The 18,442-nt window shown below is 42.6% G+C and carries 16 protein-coding genes and 3 pseudogenes; 10 read left to right on the top strand and 9 right to left on the bottom strand.

Annotation, left to right across the window (positions count from 1 at the left end):
• Positions 1–253 precede the first annotated feature (253 nt).
• The 3 genes from V7K46_RS17070 to cysE all read right to left on the bottom strand — a co-directional run bounded on the left by V7K46_RS17070 (position 254) and on the right by cysE (position 1,831).
• On the bottom strand, positions 254–451 hold the full coding sequence (locus V7K46_RS17070; RefSeq protein ID WP_335115108.1) for a DUF2949 domain-containing protein: 198 nt from the start codon (positions 449–451) through the stop codon (positions 254–256).
• 307 nt (positions 452–758) lie between these two features.
• The gene (locus V7K46_RS17065; RefSeq protein WP_335115107.1) at positions 759–1,028 is read right to left on the bottom strand and encodes an Asr1405/Asl0597 family protein; all 270 of its coding nucleotides are present in this window, start codon (positions 1,026–1,028) and stop codon (positions 759–761) included.
• Positions 1,029–1,069: 41 nt separating this feature from the next.
• Positions 1,070–1,831, bottom strand: coding sequence for a serine O-acetyltransferase (gene cysE, locus V7K46_RS17060; protein WP_335115105.1), 762 nt, complete (start codon positions 1,829–1,831; stop codon positions 1,070–1,072).
• 868 nt (positions 1,832–2,699) lie between these two features.
• Here cysE and V7K46_RS17055 point away from each other — a divergent pair.
• The gene (locus tag V7K46_RS17055) at positions 2,700–4,046 is read left to right on the top strand and encodes an NAD(P)/FAD-dependent oxidoreductase (RefSeq protein ID WP_335115103.1); all 1,347 of its coding nucleotides are present in this window, start codon (positions 2,700–2,702) and stop codon (positions 4,044–4,046) included.
• 813 nt (positions 4,047–4,859) lie between these two features.
• Here V7K46_RS17055 and V7K46_RS17050 read toward each other — a convergent pair.
• Complete coding sequence (locus tag V7K46_RS17050) at positions 4,860–5,336, bottom strand: hypothetical protein (RefSeq protein ID WP_298921143.1); 477 nt, start codon at positions 5,334–5,336, stop codon at positions 4,860–4,862.
• Between the two features lie 548 nt (positions 5,337–5,884).
• On the opposite strand from V7K46_RS17050, the gene V7K46_RS17045 reads away from it, so the two are divergent.
• Positions 5,885–6,049, top strand: a complete 165-nt coding sequence (locus tag V7K46_RS17045; RefSeq protein WP_335115101.1) for a hypothetical protein — start codon at positions 5,885–5,887, stop codon at positions 6,047–6,049.
• Positions 6,050–6,459: 410 nt separating this feature from the next.
• On the opposite strand, the gene V7K46_RS17040 is transcribed toward V7K46_RS17045, so the two are convergent.
• The 3 genes and pseudogenes from V7K46_RS17040 to V7K46_RS17030 form a co-directional block, all read right to left on the bottom strand.
• The gene (locus V7K46_RS17040) at positions 6,460–6,714 is read right to left on the bottom strand and encodes a hypothetical protein (RefSeq protein WP_335115099.1); all 255 of its coding nucleotides are present in this window, start codon (positions 6,712–6,714) and stop codon (positions 6,460–6,462) included.
• 32 nt (positions 6,715–6,746) lie between these two features.
• Positions 6,747–6,977, bottom strand: a complete 231-nt coding sequence (locus V7K46_RS17035) for a type II toxin-antitoxin system HicB family antitoxin (protein ID WP_335115097.1) — start codon at positions 6,975–6,977, stop codon at positions 6,747–6,749.
• Positions 6,978–6,987: 10 nt separating this feature from the next.
• Positions 6,988–7,068: pseudogene (locus V7K46_RS17030) on the bottom strand (type II toxin-antitoxin system RelE family toxin); the annotation flags it as partial.
• 376 nt (positions 7,069–7,444) lie between these two features.
• Here V7K46_RS17030 and V7K46_RS17025 point away from each other — a divergent pair.
• Entirely contained in the window at positions 7,445–8,800 is a 1,356-nt protein-coding gene (locus tag V7K46_RS17025) for a PQQ-dependent sugar dehydrogenase (RefSeq protein ID WP_335115095.1), read from the top strand.
• 90 nt (positions 8,801–8,890) lie between these two features.
• On the opposite strand, the pseudogene V7K46_RS17020 reads toward V7K46_RS17025, so the two are convergent.
• Positions 8,891–9,208 (bottom strand): annotated as a pseudogene (locus V7K46_RS17020) (zinc-binding dehydrogenase); the annotation flags it as partial.
• Positions 9,207–9,296 (bottom strand): annotated as a pseudogene (locus V7K46_RS17015) (Uma2 family endonuclease); the annotation flags it as partial. The pseudogenes V7K46_RS17020 and V7K46_RS17015, both read right to left, overlap by 2 nt.
• A 1,312-nt stretch (positions 9,297–10,608) precedes the next feature.
• On the opposite strand from V7K46_RS17015, the gene nifB reads away from it, so the two are divergent.
• The 7 genes from nifB to nifD all read left to right on the top strand — a co-directional run bounded on the left by nifB (position 10,609) and on the right by nifD (position 18,310).
• Entirely contained in the window at positions 10,609–12,060 is a 1,452-nt protein-coding gene (gene nifB / locus V7K46_RS17010) for a nitrogenase cofactor biosynthesis protein NifB (RefSeq protein ID WP_335115224.1), read from the top strand.
• A gap of 122 nt (positions 12,061–12,182) precedes the next feature.
• Positions 12,183–12,539, top strand: coding sequence for a DUF362 domain-containing protein (locus V7K46_RS17005; protein ID WP_335115093.1), 357 nt, complete (start codon positions 12,183–12,185; stop codon positions 12,537–12,539).
• A 105-nt stretch (positions 12,540–12,644) separates the two neighbouring features.
• On the top strand, positions 12,645–13,853 hold the full coding sequence (gene nifS, locus V7K46_RS17000) for a cysteine desulfurase NifS (protein ID WP_335115091.1): 1,209 nt from the start codon (positions 12,645–12,647) through the stop codon (positions 13,851–13,853).
• 121 nt (positions 13,854–13,974) lie between these two features.
• Positions 13,975–14,874, top strand: a complete 900-nt coding sequence (gene nifU, locus V7K46_RS16995; protein WP_335115089.1) for a Fe-S cluster assembly protein NifU — start codon at positions 13,975–13,977, stop codon at positions 14,872–14,874.
• 317 nt (positions 14,875–15,191) lie between these two features.
• The gene (locus V7K46_RS16990; RefSeq protein ID WP_298921122.1) at positions 15,192–15,548 is read left to right on the top strand and encodes a globin domain-containing protein; all 357 of its coding nucleotides are present in this window, start codon (positions 15,192–15,194) and stop codon (positions 15,546–15,548) included.
• Between the two features lie 335 nt (positions 15,549–15,883).
• Positions 15,884–16,777, top strand: a complete 894-nt coding sequence (gene nifH, locus V7K46_RS16985; protein WP_335115088.1) for a nitrogenase iron protein — start codon at positions 15,884–15,886, stop codon at positions 16,775–16,777.
• 144 nt (positions 16,778–16,921) lie between these two features.
• Positions 16,922–18,310, top strand: a complete 1,389-nt coding sequence (gene nifD / locus V7K46_RS16980) for a nitrogenase molybdenum-iron protein alpha chain (RefSeq protein ID WP_335115087.1) — start codon at positions 16,922–16,924, stop codon at positions 18,308–18,310.
• Positions 18,311–18,442 lie beyond the last annotated feature (132 nt).

The raw sequence follows: 18,442 nt of genomic DNA, 5'->3' as shown, positions 1-18,442 counted from the left end.
ACCGATTATCAGCATTACATCTGTATGACAGGGAACTAAAACCATGTATATTTTACTAATCGTTTTTACCGATGTCAGTTGAAGTTTGTTCGAGTAGCAATGAACTAATATAGCTATTAGCAAATCCGGAACAAAGTAAGACACAGAATCCAGCAATTAAGGATGTAATCATCTTAGTAACCTCAGATTTTCTAGAGTATTGGGGTGTAATTTAGGCAGGTAATGGTACTCAAAGGTAATGAGTACAAATTAGCTAACTGTGTTCTGCTAGCCAGTCAAAAATCTTTTCTAGCTGCTCCAAGTCAACTAAACCATACTGCCAGAGGAGCATCGCTAACGGGCCATTTTCTGACTCCCGGTGTCGCAAAGCTACATCAATATCCGCATTTGAAAGTTCAAGTTCCTTGTGCAAAAAATTGAGGAGTTTTATATCTCTGTTCCGAGTAGGCATAATTGATTGAACTTTCAATTTATTAATTTGGGAAAGAATTAAAAATCAGAAATTTTCAGTCTTGTTTGGTAATTTCGCCCTTGTAATTGTCGCTAGATGTCAGGGAAATTTTAGATTTAGTAGACTAAACAAAATCTCAAACTCGGTTAATCCCTCTCAGTCTGCAACAAAATCTGCTAGCGGACAGTAGCTTCAACTTCTAAATATCGAATAGGTTTGTGCATCTATGAACAAAAAGTATGAAGTGCAGTGCTTGCGTCATGAATTCAAGATTAATAGTGTCTGAATTAGGTTTAACAAAAACACTTCATTTTTCATCACTGTAATGCCAGCAACGCTCTAGCCACTCCAATAATTCCTGACGAGAAGCAAGAAATTGCATAACTGTACTGCGAATTAGAATTACTTCTAGCAAATTGTTCACTTGCACTCGTAAAGAACCATCGGGGGGACAAGAACTATTAATTTTTAACTCTTGCAAACGGTGATAGATTCGCCAGCGATCGCTCAAAGGAATTTGCAAAACTTGCTCGCCTAAAGGCTCAGAACTAAGTGGTGAGGCATTTAATTCTCTCATATTGGCAAAATGGGGAAGATGACGGGGATGAAGGAGAATAATTACTTACTACTAACTCCTGTCTGCTGTTTCCTGATTTCTAAAGTTTGCAGTTGTTTTTCGAGTTGTTCAATACGTGAGAGCAAAGAATAAATCACGGTTGCTTCCACATCGGGTAGCTTTCCATGTTCTAAAGGAGAAAGGCTGGCGTTTTCATTTCGGGAAATAATTCGGCCCGGAACTCCCACGACTGTGCAATCGCTGGGGATATTCCGTAAGACAATCGAACCTGCACCAATACGGACGCGATCGCCAATTTCAAGATTACCTAAAACTTTCGCACCCGCCCCGATCACTGCATTTTTACCCACTGTGGGATGACGCTTACCGCTTTGTTTACCAGTCCCGCCAAGGGTGACGTCCTGGTAAATCAGTGTATAGTCGCCGACGATCGCAGTTTCGCCAATCACAACACCCATTCCGTGGTCGATAAACACACCCTGACCAATCTCTGCACCTGGGTGAATTTCAATTCCTGTCAAAAATCGTCCTAAATGAGAAATAAACCGGGGAATAAAACCCACTCCTCGACCATGTAACCAGTGAGCAAGACGATGCAAACAGAGGGCGTGCAATCCGGGATAGCAAAACACCACCTCTAGCCAATTACATGCTGCTGGATCGCGCTCAAAGATAATGCGAAAATCACTCAATAATGGCTCAAAAAAAACGCCAGAGAAGAGATTTTTCAGCAGGGATGTATGTGCAGAATCCTGCGTTTTGATAGTTTGGGGATTCTTGATATTGTCTAAAGACTGTTGCATCGGTACTGTCTATCTGGTTGAAAGAGCCATGTGCTATTTTTATGCTTATATCAGGCGACTTCCAACTCGATAGCAAACCCAATGCTGATTGGATTTATTGGATTGATTAAGGTTGTACTCAAACGCCGAAACTCCGACTTAAGATAAACTTAAAATATGTCTTGGGGTAGGGGCGCTAGTATTTAACGATGGAGGTACTAGTATTTTTAGGGCAGGGTTTAAGAATTTCTGTACTCGCTACAAGAAACTTTACCTGTAAGAGTTTGCTAAGATTTAGTCACGAGATTTTGCAATATATTAAGTTGTACTCAGATGCACTCATATTTGAGTTTGATGAGATTAAAAATCAATTTTTTGTATATCCTATTACTATTAGTATCTTATTATTTGGTTAGGCGAACAGCAGGTTTCTTTATTTTTTTTTAGGATTTGCTGTCTGTATGTATGTATACGTTTCAAAATATAGTTATAGCTCATAGTGAATATCTTATTATATAGATGTGTTGAAGGAAAGCATTTCAAGAAGTGCAAATTTACCTGCTTGCCGAGTTGCTTCCAACTATCAGCAATGCTGTCTCAAAGGTTTTTGAATTAGTTTGGCAACGTATTGAGTCATAGAATAAAACTTTGAGTAAAACAACAGGGTTTTTCTTTGTGCAGCAAATTATATAATGCAGAAATATACTTACCAAATTGGCGAAGTGTGCCAAATTCTTGCTGAGGGCAATCCGAAACTAAGGGGTAAAAACTAACTTTTACTACTTTTATTATTTTTTCAATTGTTCTAAATAAACAGCAATCTTTATCATAATGCTGTTAGATTCTTGTTAAGAATAGTTACAGTTTATTAACACAAGGAAATATTTTTATGGCAGTTGCGCTTAATAATAATGCACCACATCAGGTTGTTATCGTTGGTGGTGGTTTTGGTGGATTGTATGCAGCAAAGGGTCTAAATGCAGCGAATGTAAATGTTACTCTCATTGATAAACGTAACTTCCACCTATTTCAGCCGCTTTTATATCAAGTTGCCACCGGTACGCTATCACCTTCTGATATTTCTGCACCATTGCGATCTGTATTTAAGAAAAGCAAGAATACAAAGGTGTTGTTGGGAGAAGTAAATAATATTGATCCAAAAGCGCAACAAGTTTTTTTGGGTGATGAAGTAGTACCTTATGATACATTAATTGTCGCCACAGGTGCTAACCATTCCTATTTTGGTAAGGAGAACTGGGAAAAATTTGCTCCTGGTTTGAAAAGTGTGGAAGATGGGATAGAAATGCGTCGCCGGATATTTGGCGCATTTGAAGCAGCAGAAAAAGAAACTAATCCAGAAATTCGCCGTGCTTTCTTGACTTTTGTAATTGTGGGGGGTGGCCCGACTGGTGTAGAATTAGCAGGTGCGATCGCCGAGTTGGCACACAAAACTCTCAAAGAAGATTTCCGCAGCATCAACACTTCAGAAACAAAAATTTTACTGTTACAAGGAGGCCCTCGCATCCTCCCACACATTGCGCCAGAGTTATCGAAATCAGGAGCAGTAGCTTTGCAAAAGTTGGGTGTCGAACTCCACACTCACACCAGGGTAACAAATATTGAAGATGATATCGTTACTTTCAAGCAAGGCAATGAATTTACAGAAATTACCTCAAAAACTATATTGTGGGCAGCAGGTGTCCAAGGTTCCCCAATGGGGAAAGTCTTAGCAGAAAGTACAGGTGTAGAGTGCGATTACTCTGGGCGTGTAATTGTAGAACCTGACTTGTCTATCGAGGGTTATGACAACATTTTCGTAATTGGAGATTTAGCTAACTTCTCCCACCAAGATAGTAAAGTCTTACCTGGTGTTGCACCTGTAGCTAAACAACAAGGAGAGTATGTAGGTAAACTAATTCGACGACGGCTTCAAGGTAAGACTTTGCCACAATTTCATTACAACGATGTGGGTAGTTTGGCGATGATTGGGCAAAATTTAGCTGTTGTAGATTTAGGCTTAATCAAACTCACAGGTTTCATTGCTTGGGCATTTTGGCTACTAGTTCACATCTACTTCTTAATCGAGTTTGACACTAAATTCCTAGTAGTATTTCAGTGGGCGTGGAATTACATCACTCGTAATCGTCGCTCTAGATTGATTACAGGTCGAGAACCTATTGTAGAAGCAAAAACTGTTAACAATAGCGTGCAACACCCTTCTGTGACACCTCTGTAACTTCAGGTATCCACAGCATTAGTCAAGCGATGGTACAAGGGGCTATTAGAGTAATGAGTGCCGTGTGGTAGCAAATCTTGGGCGAAGATTAGCTGTTCTAGGAAAAGAATATGGGGATGAGATACCGCCCTCAGCAATTTTGGCAATTTGGCATTTCATGACTTTGAGTTGCAGTTTAAATGGAGATATCAACACAACGGGACAGTGAAGAAGTTGTACGAGGGATAGGGCAAAACTTCCCGCTTCTGGTGTCCCAGCTATGCCAGTTGTCAAATAAGTGCTGTAGAATAGCTCTACATAATTGATACAGCGCTCAACAGAGTTCAGTTCCCGCTCTGCAACTGGCTAGAAATCAACAAAACCGAATATAGCCGAGATAGCAAAACGCTTGCTGGTGCGTGAATGACCTTCGCCAAGGCTGAACATTTCGATTTTCGAGACTCATTTAGGACTTACGCAAAAAACCTGTCAACCCCTCATTACTCCGTGTCCTCTGTGTACTCTGTGGTTCGTTTTTCCGTTATCTGTGCGTAAGTCCTGTCATTAATGGAGTTCAAAGACTCGTTAACGGAGTTCAAAGGTGGATTCATCCAGTTCAAAGACTCGTTAACGGAGATAAAAGGTGGATTCATCCAGTTCAAACACTCGTTAACAAAGATAAAAGGTGGATTCATCCAGTTCAAACACTCGTTAACGGAGATAAAAGGTGGATTCATCCAGTTCAAATACTCGACGACGGAGATAAAAGGTGGATAAACAGAATAGGGGCGTACAAATGTACGCCCCTACAGTTTGCCTACGAGTGTTAATTTATCAAGAGACAGAAATTTTTACAGATTTCCCTTTACCAATAGCTTTAAAGCGTTCACCCAACTGTTCAGCGACACTTTTTAAGCCTGGAGTCTTTTTTGATGCTGTCTTGACGTAATCATAAACAGTCAAACTGCTAGTCATAGCTTCACTACCGACTGCCATTAGGGTATCATCTACCTGTTCAGTGAGTTGCTGGATTGAGATTAAAAGTTCAGTCAGCACAGCAGCTAATTGATAATCCCGAACAAGTTCCTCAACGTCAAAAGTGGCTGGAAGGATTTCGGGGTTAGACTGAGCAGCGGTGACACTATTATTCACAAAGGCTAGGCTTTTGTCGCCCATTTTTACCAATTTCCGCCGTTCTTCCGTGCTGAGAGTAATCAGGAAGGGGAGCTTTTGTTGGACTTTCTGTAGCGCGGCTTTAACTTCTTGGATATCTTGTGGCGAAAGCGAGGCTGTAATATTTTGATAGGCCATCGTATATCTACCTTGGTAGTTCTAATAGTGAAGTAGCAAGTTTTGCTAAATATAGAATTCCCATTGGTGGATGCGATCGCACATTTTCGTATAATTTTACTGTAAGCACCTACCAGTAAATAAATTTTTATAGGCTATTAAGTAATTAATACTGGGAATTTTTGGTGATTTGTAATGCTATTTAACCACCATTAGCCAGATATTGGAAATAATTCATCGTGTATTACGATGTTGGAAATCATTCATCGCGTATTACAGAATGAAGTTCGTAAGATGGGGTCTAGAAAAGCCAATCAAACGATAAATGCTGATTTTTTGTTGATTTTGAACTTTTTTATGATCAAGAGTAATTTCGATACGTTTTCCCTGATATGATTATTTTGTGCCAAAACATCAGGCAGTTAACAGCCTAGTATAACTTACGACCCTCACTTGCCCACTACTCGTGGAACAAGTAAGATATCAAAGTATTTGGCATGACTTAAATTGCTAACAATCAAAGGAGAATTAAATGATCGAAAGTACATTGTTTACCCCATTAAGCACCAATGGAGAAGCCAATTTGTCTGGTAGTGGTAAAAAATCAGGTGGTGATAAGACTGGTGATTATTATTGGTGAAGTTGGTGGTAATACCGATAATTCAAATACTGCAATTGGTAGTGGTAATGCAAACTACTATGACTACAGCAATAAACCCAAGAAACATCACTAAGTTAGGGGAATATGCAGACATATGAAGTTTAGTAGATGGAAATTATTAAATGTAAAGACACGACAGCGAATCGTGTCTCTACAGGGGTCAAGTGTGGCATTTTAAGTAATTTATCCTGTTTTTTGGACAAGTTAAGTTACTTTAGCGCCAGTCTTAACTACTAATGGACTTAATTACATCAGCCATTAGTTGTTTCTTACTCCCACTTATCCTACAAACGTTTATTAATAACCACTTACTTTTCTTCAAGAAACTTAAAAAAGTCTATTGACCGTTGCCCACTAGCAACCGTTAATAGATTTTCTTATAGAATTACCATTGGTGGATGCGATGTCTACGATGGTTAGTGAGCGGCTGGTGAGCGCACTTGTACTAAGTTGAGCCTGAGCTTGTCCAGACATTTTGATTACTTACTCCGCGCTGATGTACTGACGAGCTTTTGCTTTTGCTAGTAGCATCATATGATCTAGCGTGAGGAAATAATCTAACTCTCGCTGATCATTTCCTGTAAAACCTTCAGTTTTTGCGCGGTAAACGAGATCCTCTAAACGGTCTTTGGCTGCATCCGAGAATTTGAAATCGATAACACTTTGGGGAGTGGTTCCAGCAGCAATAAACTCTATAATTTCATCGTAGACTTTGGCTGTATTTACAGATGTAGTCATAAGATTACCTATTTTTATTTAATTTTACTGATTTACAACGCCACTTTTAATGACTTTACTAGTGTTTTTGGCTCTGGTAGAGTTTCACCCTCAGCCAAAGATGATTCAATCAGTATTTCTAAAACTTCCTGAGCATTTTTCAAAGCGTCTTCGTAAGTCTTTCCGTGAGTGCAAGGCTGCATTATATGCGTAAACTCAGGTAAGAAAACCACATAACATTGGTCTTCTTCTGACCATTGAATCACAATTGTATATTTATTCATAAGCTTCTCGTCAATGAGCAATAGTAGTTACCATAACTTGATTTGTTCCATCATCAACTTGATAGATTACTCGATAGTCACCAATGCGATCGCGATAGTAACCTGCCTAATCACCTTTGAGAAAACCAAGCCTTTAGCGTTGCGTTTGTCAAGAAGAAATTTAGCTTTTTTACCAGGAAGTAATGCTGTGAAAACGCTCTGCACAACGGTTTAATGGCTAGGTTGTGGTAATATAAACACCGTTCGATTTGAGGACTTTTTGGTTTGTGAAAGCGATCGCTCTGCCTTTGTTTGTAACCCTCAGTTCACCCATTTTTTGATGAATTAAGAAAAAATCCGATTACAAAAGTATGTCTAACGAAGTATTGTAAAAAATGTTCTCTTATGGGTTAAGCTAGCTCTAACTCTTGACCAGCAAATAGTCAGGTGTAATATAAATCACTACCACAGTAGAAGGAAGTTCAAAGTTGTTTGATCTAAATCCAACACATATACTCGGACGCATACTATCCGGATCGTTAGTTAGTTTGATCGCCTCACTTACTAGTCTGATATCCTTAGAGGTTCTTCCCACCCCAGCATTCGGTGCCCCGCCAGCTGCATCTGTTCAAACCAAGCTGAAAGTGCCTAGTGCAATGAGTTCTGCGCCCTTCAATGTTAACCGTTACTTGAAATTGCCACCCAACTTCTCCATCTCTGTTTATGCTCGCATTAACAAGGCTCGCTTTATAGCAGTTGCTCCCAATGGGGATCTTCTAGTGTCACAGCCCAGTACCGGTAAAGTGTTAATTGTCCGGTCAAATGGCAGCAACAACCCAATTATTTCTGACTTCGTAACGGGTCTACGCCAGCCACACGACATTGTGTTTCATAAGATTGACAACACCACATACATTTATATCTCTGAGACTCATCAAATTAACCGCTTCATCTACAACTCTGGAGACCGAATTGCAAAAAATCGGCAAATCGTTATAACTGGTTTACCAGATAACAGCACATTGGAACTCAAAGGCGCTTATGGTCACGAATTGAAAAATATCGCACTTGATGGCAATCACAAACTGTATGTGTCGATCGCCTCTACGTGCAATGCCTGCACGGCAGATACTGTCAGCAACCCAAAGCGCGGCGCGATTTACCAGTACAACGCTGATGGAAGCAATCAGCGGCTTTTTGCCCAAGGTTTACGCAATGCCGAAGGATTAGCATTCTTACCTAACACAAATGACCTTTGGGTAGCCGTAAATAATCGAGACAACATCGCCTATCCCTACAACGATGGTAGTGGCAAATATGGTAAGGTTATCCAGTCTTATGTGGACAACCACCCGCCGGAGGAGTTGACGAAAGTCCGAGATGGCGGTAACTACGGTTGGCCATTTTGCAACCCCAATCCTGACACGGCAAATGGCTTCAACAATATGCCCTTTGATCGCGACTATCAGTTCAATCCTGATGGACATATTTATTGCAATGCATTGGATAGGATTAGCAAGGGTATCCCAGCTCATTCGGCTCCCTTGGGACTAACCTTCTTACAAAATACCAAATTTCCCAGCTTGTACTCAAATGGGGTAGTGGTGGGGCTGCATGGTTCATGGAATCGGGACAAGAAAACGGGCTACAAAATAGCTTACTTTCCCTGGAATAGTACGACAAAGACTCTAGGAGACGAGATAGATTTAGTCAGCGATTGGCTAGTTCCAGCAACGCAAGAAGTCTGGGGGCGACCGGTGGATATGGCAGTCGATCAGCAAGGTAATTTGTTAATTTCGGATGACTACAGCGGTACTATCTACAAGCTCTCCTACACACCGTGAGTACAGGTTAAGTAACACCAAATTTTATTTGCAAATTTGGGATGCTCCTCTGCCCCAGCTAAACCAACCACTCACCTTACTGTCCTCCAATCAACTGGAAACCGCGATGTCTACGACGGGCTGCGCCAACGCAGTTTTCCCAACTGCACGCTCACTTTCGCTATAACTATGAGCAGTGGCTAGTTCTTCTAAAGGATATGTGCAATCAATCACCACACGAATTTTACCCGCTTCCATCAATTCTTTAAGATAAACCAAATCTTGAGTGCTGGGTTTCTCAAAGAAAAATTTAGCTTTTTGACCAGGAAGGAACGCTGTTAAGACGCTCTCTAAGAAGACTTCAGGGCTAGGTACTGTGGTGATATAAATTCCGTTGGGTTGGAGGACTTTTTTGGCTTGTGAGAGCGATATATTCGTAGCGAACGTCTTGCTGAGGTTCCCATTCGAGATATTCCTCAACGGTCATTTTTGACGGCTGTTGGAGGATGGCTATCATAACTAAGATTTTTTACGCTTGGTTTGATTGTAGCTAAGTAGTATCAGCAACAAAGAGCGATGCCCTACGATCGGCAACTCTACTAGAGGCTACGCCAACGCCTTTGCCTTTGCGCTAAAGCCATTTAAAGTCCCAGATTTGTCACAGTATCTGGAAAACCCCACTTCTATTTCTTTCTCCTAAAAGGAGGAGCTACTGCGCCCTTGCGCTCTGCCGACTTGTTCGCGCAGCGTCTCCCTTAGGAGAAGCATGTGGCGTCAGAGACTTTAAATTTTCGCCCTTAGAGCATGGGGAAGGGGGTTAGGTTTTTCGCCAAGGTTTGTAGTGAGCAATCAAGAAAATTCATAGCGATCGCTCAATCATGTTAGATTATAGTTTGTTGTTTCTTTCAAACACAAAATCTGAGAGTTCCCTACCCATCTCCTAATTGTGGGAATAAAAAAAAGAACTGAAAAGTTAAACCTTTTGAAAAATATGTGCAGCAATACATCTATTTCCACAAGCCTGTATAGCTTGCCAGATAAGGATTTATAACCACAATTGAATATCATTACCAAAGCAAAAATTAAAAAAATATAAAGTGCATTTTTACCTTCAAAAAAATGATATGTTAGATACAGAATTGAATTTCGCTTTTTTTCTGGAGTAGAACGATATAGATTACTCCAGTTTTTCACCCTCAAACCCTTGGCATTTATTGCTTTTGACGGAATTTGAGGGCAATCTGAGTACACATTAAAATAACCAAAACCTAGTTGCAAGTAGATTAAATTCCTTGCTGGAATTGGATTTTGGCTGAGTACAAATAAATCCTGAACCCCTGTCCATAAACACTAGAACCCCAACCAAAAAATACTAGAACCCCCACCCGAAAAAAAGTTTTTTAATTCTTGTAATGCTTGAAGAATTAGGGTTTTTATTATTTGAGTACAAGCGTAATAAATCCAATAAATTCTATCCCAGATAGACGCACCGTCTGGCTAGGAGACGGCTGATATAACTCTTATATCGCCAATCACTTAACGCTCCAACACAAAACGAAGCGAAGAGTGAGTGGAGGGATGACATAGCACCATGCCTGAAGTGAAGAGAAGTCGCGCCTCAGGGCACCAATTCTACCCAAGAACCGAACGTTGACACACACCAGCCGAACATCTAAAGATTCATCGCCTGCCTTACTTGATAACAAGTCGCCCAAACCCAAGGATTTGCAGGCAGTGTGGAAGACGCGACTTCAATTCCTGGGCATGAAAGAGTAGCAACAGCATCTCCCACAGTGGCAGCCAAGTCCACCGACCTTTTGCAAAACTCAATGACATCATCGTCTAAACGACTCCTCAACTCTACCGCCACGGAATCGCCAACCCAAGCAAAATCAGGTGGTTGCGGCTGCGACAGCACCAGCAGCGCCACCGTGGAAAGGGATGAAACGCTCGAAGAACGCATTGCTAAACATCCCTGCTACAGCGAAGACGCTCATCACCACTACGCGCGGATGCACGTTGCAGTTGCTCCAGCCTGCAACATTCAATGTAATTATTGCAACCGCAAATATGACTGCGCTAACGAAAGCCGTCCTGGAGTAGTTAGCGAATTGCTAACACCAGAACAAGCAGCACACAAAGCTTTGGTCATTGGCGGCAAGATACCCCAAATGACAGTTGTGGGAATTGCCGGCCCTGGCGACCCACTGGCGAACCCAGATAAGACTTTCCGCACATTTGAGTTGATTGCAGAGCAAGCACCAGATATCAAACTGTGTTTATCAACCAATGGTTTAATGCTGCCTGACTACGTCGATCGCATTAAAGAATTAAATATAGATCACGTTACGATCACCATTAACATGGTAGATCCAGAGATCGGTGCTCAGATTTATCCTTGGGTTCACTATAAGCGCAAGCGTTACAGAGGTCTTGAAGGCGCGACAATTCTCCACGAAAGACAGATGGAAGGATTGCAAGCCCTCAAAGATGCTGACATCTTGTGCAAAGTCAACTCCGTGATGATTCCCGGAATTAATGACCAGCACTTAGTCGAAGTGAATCGAGTCATTCGTGAAAAAGGTGCATTCTTGCACAACATCATGCCATTGATTTCTGCACCAGAACATGGCACACACTTCGGTTTAACCGGTCAACGTGGCCCCACACCCAAAGAACTCAAAGAAGTTCAAGACAATTGCTCTGGTAACATGAAAATGATGCGTCACTGTCGCCAGTGCCGTGCCGATGCAGTCGGATTATTGGGAGAAGACCGCAGCCAAGAATTTTCCAAAGAGAAATTCTTGGAAATGGCTCCAGAATATGACATGGAGAAACGCCAAGAAGTTCACGACGGTATTGAGAAGTTTAAAGAAGAACTGAAAGTAGCCAAAGACAAGGCGCTAGTCGGCAAGAAATTTGCCAACAATCCCAAAGTCCTTGTTGCAGTAGCAACCAAAGGCGGCGGATTGGTTAACCAGCACTTTGGTCATGCCAAAGAATTCCAAATTTACGAAGTGGATGGAAAGGAAGTTCTCTTTGTCGGTCATCGCAAAATTGACCAATACTGCCAAAGTGGATACGGCGAGGAAGCTTCTTTTGAGCATATTATGAAAGCGATCGCAGATTGCAAAGCAGTTTTAGCCTCCAAGATTGGTAACAGTCCTCAAGAAAAATTGCAAAAAGCTGGAATACAGAGTGTTGAAGCTTACGACGTGATTGAGAAGGTTGCTTTGGAGTTTTACGAGCAATATGTTAAGGAATTAGGGAATAAGGAATAGGGCATGGGGCATGGGGCATGGGGAATAGAACAAGAATTATCCCCAATGCCGCCAATCGCCTCCCGCCTACGACACTGCCTCCCCAATGCCCAATACCCCTTGCCCAAAAAAGGAGAATAATAATGGCTTACAAAATTATTACTAGCCAGTGTATTTCCTGCAATCTCTGTCTATCGGGATGTCCCACAAATGCAGTTAAAGTGGTTGACGGACAGCACTGGATTGACCCTGAACTTTGTACAAATTGTATTGGTAGCATTCATACCGTACCTCAGTGTAAAGCTGGTTGTCCTACATGCGACGGTTGCGTTAAGCAGCCTAGCGATTATTGGGAAGGCTGGTTTGCCGATTACAACCGTGTAGTTGCTAAATTAACAAATAAACAAGATTACTGGGAACGTTGGTTTAACTGCTATTCCCAGAAATACTCCGAACAGTTGCAAAAGCGTCAACCCCAATCAGTGGGAGCAGAAGTTTAACAAATAATTTGTAGTGAGGCTCGTTCCGACGCTTCGCTATCACTAACGCTAACGCTTCGCTAACACTGCACTAACGTAATTCGTAATTTTTAATTGAAGACAACAATGCAAAATAACTGCATCTATCTCGATAATAATGCCACCACTAAGGTAGACTCAGAAGTTATAGAGGTAATGCTACCTTACCTGACAGATTATTACGGCAATCCCTCCAGTATGCATACCTTTGGTGGGCAAGTTGGTAAAGCAGTGAGAACAGCAAGAGAACAACTTGCAGCCATTCTGGGAGCTGATGAGTCAGAAATTGTCTATACAAGTTCTGGAACTGAGGGAGATAACGCGGCGATTCGAGCCGCACTGTTAACGCAACCAGAAAAGCGACATATTATCACCACCCAAGTTGAACATCCAGCAGTACTTAATGTCTGCAAACAATTAGAAACCCAAGGTTACAGTGTTACCTATCTATCAGTAAATCATCAAGGGCAGTTGGATCTAGATGAACTAGAAGCCTCCTTGACGGGTAACACCGCCCTGGTGACAATTATGTATGCTAATAATGAAACCGGCACGGTTTTCCCGATTGAGCAAATTGGGTTGCGCGTAAAAGAATATGGTGCTATCTTCCATGTAGATGCGGTGCAAGCAGTGGGAAAAATCCCCTTAAATATGAAGACTAGCACCGTGGATATGTTAACCCTGTCTGGTCACAAGTTGCACGGCCCTAAAGGAATTGGTGCTTTATATATCCGGCGCGGAGTTCGGTTCCGTCCCTTCATTCTTGGGGGACACCAAGAACGCGGACGGAGAGCGGGAACAGAGAATGTTCCAGCAATTATCGCCTTGGGCAAAGCTGCCCAACTAGAACTGTTACACTTAGAAGAAGCGACTACAAAACAAAGAAGGCTGCGCGATCGCCTCGAACAAACTTTACTCGCTAAAATTCCCGATTGTGTAGTCAATGGTGACGTTACGCAGAGATTGCCAAACACCACAAATATCGGCTTTAAGTACATCGAAGGTGAAGCAATTCTACTGTTATTGAACAAATACGGTATCTGTGCATCATCCGGTTCTGCTTGCACCTCCGGTTCTCTGGAACCCTCCCACGTCCTGCGGGCAATGGGCTTACCCTACACAACTTTGCACGGTTCCATCCGCTTCAGTCTTTGTCGCTACACCACAGAAGCTGAAATCGATCAAGTGACAGAGGTAATGCCCACTATTGTAGAACGTTTACGCGCCCTCTCACCCTTCAAAAATGATAATGCAGGTTGGCTGCAAGGACAAGAACAAGCACTGGCGCATCGCTAGGGACTAGGGACTGGAGATTAGGGACTAGGGATTAGGGAAGAATTTTCTCAATACCCAGTACCCAATCCCCAGTACCCAATCCCCCAATCTAAAATCCAAAATCTAAAATCTAAAATTCATTATGTGGGACTACACCGATAAAGTATTAGAACTGTTTTACGATCCCAAAAATCAGGGAGAAATTGAAGAAACGAGCGAAGCTGGAGTTAAGGTTGCAACAGGAGAAATCGGTAGCATTGCTTGCGGCGATGCTCTGAGATTGCACCTGAAAGTAGAAGTAGAATCTGATAAGATTCTAGATGCTCGCTTTCAAACCTTTGGCTGTACTAGTGCGATCGCATCTTCTAGTGCATTAACCGAAATGGTCAAAGGTTTAACCTTAGATGAAGCCCTAAAAGTGTCCAACAAAGACATTGCAGATTACCTGGGTGGTTTACCAGAAGCAAAGATGCATTGCTCTGTCATGGGACAAGAAGCGCTAGAAGCCGCTATCTACAATTATCGTGGCATACCTCTAGCTACCCATGATGATGACGATGAAGGTGCGTTAGTTTGCAGTTGCTTTGGCATCAGCGAGGCCAAAATTCGCCGCGTCGTTCTAGAAAATAATCTCACTGGTGCCGAAGAGGTAACAAATTATGTAAAAGCTGGTGGTGGATGCGGTTCCTGTTTGGCGAACATTGATGATATAATTAAATCAGTTCAACAGGAATACGCCTCACCTGCTCTCAACAATTATGGCGTACAAGTTGCCACAGAAATTGTTACGTCTAAAGAGCGATCGCTAACTAACGTGCAAAAGATTGCTCTAATTCAAAAGGTTCTCGATGAAGAAGTTAGACCCGTACTCATCGCTGACGGGGGAGATGTAGAACTTTATGATGTCGAAGGCGATCGCGTTAAAGTTGTACTGCAAGGTGCTTGCGGTTCCTGTTCAAGTAGTACAGCAACCCTGAAAATTGCGATCGAAGCCAGATTACAAGAGCGTGTCAGCAAGAGCCTTGTAGTCGAAGCAGTTTAGGAATTGCTGTAGGACTTAACGTACTCTACAAATACGCCCTAATATGCATTCAGCCAGAAACAGAAAGTAGGATTTGAACCGAATCATTGTCTCCACTCAATGCTTCATACCAATTCGCCAAAAGAAAGTAACACATTCAAATCTAACTTTCTTAATTACGAATGACGTAGACACCTGAAGGATTGCTTCCCCCAAGGGATTACGAATTACGAATTGGTATCAGTCCTACCACTATTACTGCTAACAGCATATAGGCAAAGAGATTAAGTGCCTAAAAAGCAAATTTCATCATCTAACTCGCTTCAAAGGAACAGGATATGAGTACATTGTACGACAAACTTGGCGGACAACCAGCTATTGAACAAATAGTAGATGAACTCCACAAACGCATTGCAACAGACAGCCTCCTCAATCCCATTTTTGCTGGTACAGATATGGTCAAGCAACGTAATCATCTAGTTGCTTTCTTGTCTCAGATTTTTGAGGGGCCAAAGCAATACGCAGGTCGTCCAATGGACAAAACACACGCCGGAATGAATTTACAGCAACAACACTTCGATGAGATCGCCAAGCTTTTAAGTGAATCAATGGCTGTGCGTGGAGAGTCGCCAGAAGATACCCAAGCTGCACTAGAGCGCGTCTCAAATTTCAAGGGCGCTATTTTGAACAAGTAATAGGACTGATGCATTGATTGTTGACAAATAACAAAGTCAAGTCCTATTTGGTCTTTCCAGTTGAAACACATTATGACGTATTTGTAAATTGCGTAAGCTCTTAGTCATTAGTTATTTGACTAATGACTAAGGACAAAAAGAAAAGAAATTTAACCAGAAAATATATGTACTTGCTTTCAATAATTCTAGCTGTGGAGCGATCGCCCCCAGCAGGCATTTATGCCAACGCTACCAACGATGCTCTACACGCGCTCACTACTGTCGCTCAACTGGCGTGAACGCAACTGACAAACGCGCATACCCACCAACCAACCAATTGCAGGGAAATACAAACCATGACAGACGAAAAGATTAGACAGATAGCTTTCTACGGTAAGGGCGGTATCGGTAAATCTACCACTTCCCAAAACACCTTGGCAGCTATGGCAGAAATGGGTCAACGCATCCTCATCGTCGGTTGCGACCCTAAAGCTGACTCCACCCGTTTGATGCTGCACAGCAAAGCTCAAACCACCGTTCTTCACCTCGCCGCAGAACGTGGTGCAGTAGAAGATATAGAACTCGAAGAAGTGATGCTCAAGGGTTTCCGTGACGTTCTTTGCGTAGAGTCTGGTGGTCCAGAACCCGGTGTAGGTTGTGCAGGTCGTGGTATCATCACCGCCATCAACTTCTTAGAAGAAAACGGTGCTTACCAAAACCTAGACTTCGTATCTTACGACGTATTAGGTGACGTTGTGTGCGGTGGTTTCGCAATGCCTATCCGTGAAGGCAAGGCACAAGAAATCTACATCGTGACATCAGGTGAAATGATGGCGATGTATGCTGCTAACAACATCGCTCGTGGTGTTCTTAAGTATGCTCACACAGGTGGCGTGCGTTTGGGTGGTTTGATTTGTAACAGCCGTAACACTGACCGGGAAATCGACTTGATCGAAACCTTGGCAAAACGGTTGAACACCCAAATGATTCACTACGTACCCCGTGACAACATCGTTCAACACGCAGAATTGCGCCGGATGACTGTTAACGAGTACGCACCTGAAAGCAACCAAGCTAACGAATATCGGACATTGGCTACAAAGATCATTGACAACAAGAATCTAGCTATTCCTACACCCATCGAAATGGAAGAACTAGAAGAATTGTTGATTGAATTCGGTATCCTCGAAAGCGACGAAAATACCGCAATGCTAGTTGGTAAGAGTGCTGCTGAAGCTCCTGTAGTATAAATCGCTGCTAAGAAATAACGCTTTAGCACAAGGAAAAAGGAAGAATCTCATATTTGACCTTTGACCTTTCCCTCTAATCTCCCCCCTAATCTTACAGGGGACTCCTAGTCCCCCTATGCCCCGATCCTTATGAATAGGCTAAGTATGACACCTCCAGAAAATCAAAACATCATCCAAGAAAGAAAAGAACTAATTAAAGAAGTTCTCAGTGCTTATCCTGAAAAAGCCGCTAAAAAGCGGGAAAAACACTTAAACGTATACGAAGAAGGTAAGTCCGATTGCGGCGTTAAGTCTAACGTTAAATCCCTTCCTGGTGTCATGACCGCTCGTGGTTGTGCTTACGCCGGTTCTAAAGGTGTGGTTTGGGGTCCTATTAAGGACATGATCCACATCAGCCACGGGCCTGTTGGTTGCGGTTATTATTCTTGGTCTGGTCGTCGTAATTACTATATCGGTACTACAGGTATTGACTCCTTTGGTACCATGAACTTCACCTCCGACTTCCAAGAACGAGATATCGTCTTTGGTGGAGACAAGAAACTTGTCAAGCTGATCGAAGAACTTGATGTACTTTTCCCACTCAACCGTGGTGTTTCCATTCAATCTGAATGTCCCATCGGTCTAATTGGGGATGACATCGAAGCTGTTGCTCGGAAGACATCGAAAGAAATTGGCAAGCCAGTTGTACCTGTGCGTTGCGAAGGCTTCCGGGGTGTTTCCCAATCTTTGGGTCACCACATTGCTAACGACATGGTTCGTGACTGGGTGTTCACCAAATCCGACCAAGCCAAGAAAGACGGTACACTCAAGTTTGAAGGTACCCCTTATGACGTAGCCGTTATCGGTGACTACAACATCGGTGGAGATGCTTGGGCTAGCCGCATCCTGTTAGAAGAAATCGGCTTGCGCGTAGTCGCTCAGTGGTCAGGTGATGGCACCCTCAACGAAATGTTGATGACCCCCAATGTGAAGATGAACCTCATCCACTGCTACCGGTCGATGAACTACATCAGCCGTCACATGGAAGAAGCTTACGGTATACCCTGGTTGGAATACAACTTCTTCGGCCCCACCAAGATTGCTGAATCTTTACGGGAAATCGCTTCCAAGTTTGACGAGACAATCCAAGCAAATGCTGAGAAGGTCATCGCCAAGTATCAGCCCACAATGGATACGATTCTTGGAAAGTATCGCCCACGCTTGGAAGGTAAGACTGTCGCCATCATGGTTGGTGGTCTGCGTCCTCGCCACGTTGTCCCAGCTTTCCAAGACTTGGGCATGAAGATGATTGGTACAGGTTATGAGTTCGCTCATAACGATGACTACAAACGTACAACTGGCTACATCGAAAACGGCACCATCGTTTATGACGACGTTACCGCTTACGAATTCGAGGAATTTATCAAAGCCCTCAAGCCCGACCTTGTAGCCTCTGGTGTGAAAGAGAAGTACGTCTTCCAAAAGATGGGTCTACCTTTCCGTCAAATGCACTCTTGGGATTACTCCGAACCTAGCGATCGCTCTTACAATTGATATAATGCAAGGTTTTTTCGCGGCGGGAGAAAAACAAGTCTATTTCTAGCCTAAATGCAAGTTGTAGGGTTATGTAGGAACAATCTGTTTTTATGCTTCAGACAATATAACTCTTATGCAGTCTGGTTTTTA

The sequence above is a fragment of the Nostoc sp. genome, assembly GCF_036917395.1.
Classification (GTDB): Bacteria; Cyanobacteriota; Cyanobacteriia; order Cyanobacteriales; family Nostocaceae; genus Nostoc.
This window is presented reverse-complemented; position numbering and strand designations above follow the sequence as displayed.

Coding starts and splice junctions, on each gene's coding strand:
- V7K46_RS17070 (WP_335115108.1), bottom strand. CDS start 451: ATGCCTACTCGGAACAGAGATATAAAACTCCTCAATTTTTTGCACAAG.
- V7K46_RS17065 (WP_335115107.1), bottom strand. CDS start 1,028: ATGAGAGAATTAAATGCCTCACCACTTAGTTCTGAGCCTTTAGGCGAG.
- cysE (WP_335115105.1), bottom strand. CDS start 1,831: ATGCAACAGTCTTTAGACAATATCAAGAATCCCCAAACTATCAAAACG.
- V7K46_RS17055 (WP_335115103.1), top strand. CDS start 2,700: ATGGCAGTTGCGCTTAATAATAATGCACCACATCAGGTTGTTATCGTT.
- V7K46_RS17050 (WP_298921143.1), bottom strand. CDS start 5,336: ATGGCCTATCAAAATATTACAGCCTCGCTTTCGCCACAAGATATCCAA.
- V7K46_RS17045 (WP_335115101.1), top strand. CDS start 5,885: ATGGAGAAGCCAATTTGTCTGGTAGTGGTAAAAAATCAGGTGGTGATA.
- V7K46_RS17040 (WP_335115099.1), bottom strand. CDS start 6,714: ATGACTACATCTGTAAATACAGCCAAAGTCTACGATGAAATTATAGAG.
- V7K46_RS17035 (WP_335115097.1), bottom strand. CDS start 6,977: ATGAATAAATATACAATTGTGATTCAATGGTCAGAAGAAGACCAATGT.
- nifB (WP_335115224.1), top strand. CDS start 10,609: ATGACATCATCGTCTAAACGACTCCTCAACTCTACCGCCACGGAATCG.
- V7K46_RS17005 (WP_335115093.1), top strand. CDS start 12,183: ATGGCTTACAAAATTATTACTAGCCAGTGTATTTCCTGCAATCTCTGT.
- nifS (WP_335115091.1), top strand. CDS start 12,645: ATGCAAAATAACTGCATCTATCTCGATAATAATGCCACCACTAAGGTA.
- nifU (WP_335115089.1), top strand. CDS start 13,975: ATGTGGGACTACACCGATAAAGTATTAGAACTGTTTTACGATCCCAAA.
- V7K46_RS16990 (WP_298921122.1), top strand. CDS start 15,192: ATGAGTACATTGTACGACAAACTTGGCGGACAACCAGCTATTGAACAA.
- nifH (WP_335115088.1), top strand. CDS start 15,884: ATGACAGACGAAAAGATTAGACAGATAGCTTTCTACGGTAAGGGCGGT.
- nifD (WP_335115087.1), top strand. CDS start 16,922: ATGACACCTCCAGAAAATCAAAACATCATCCAAGAAAGAAAAGAACTA.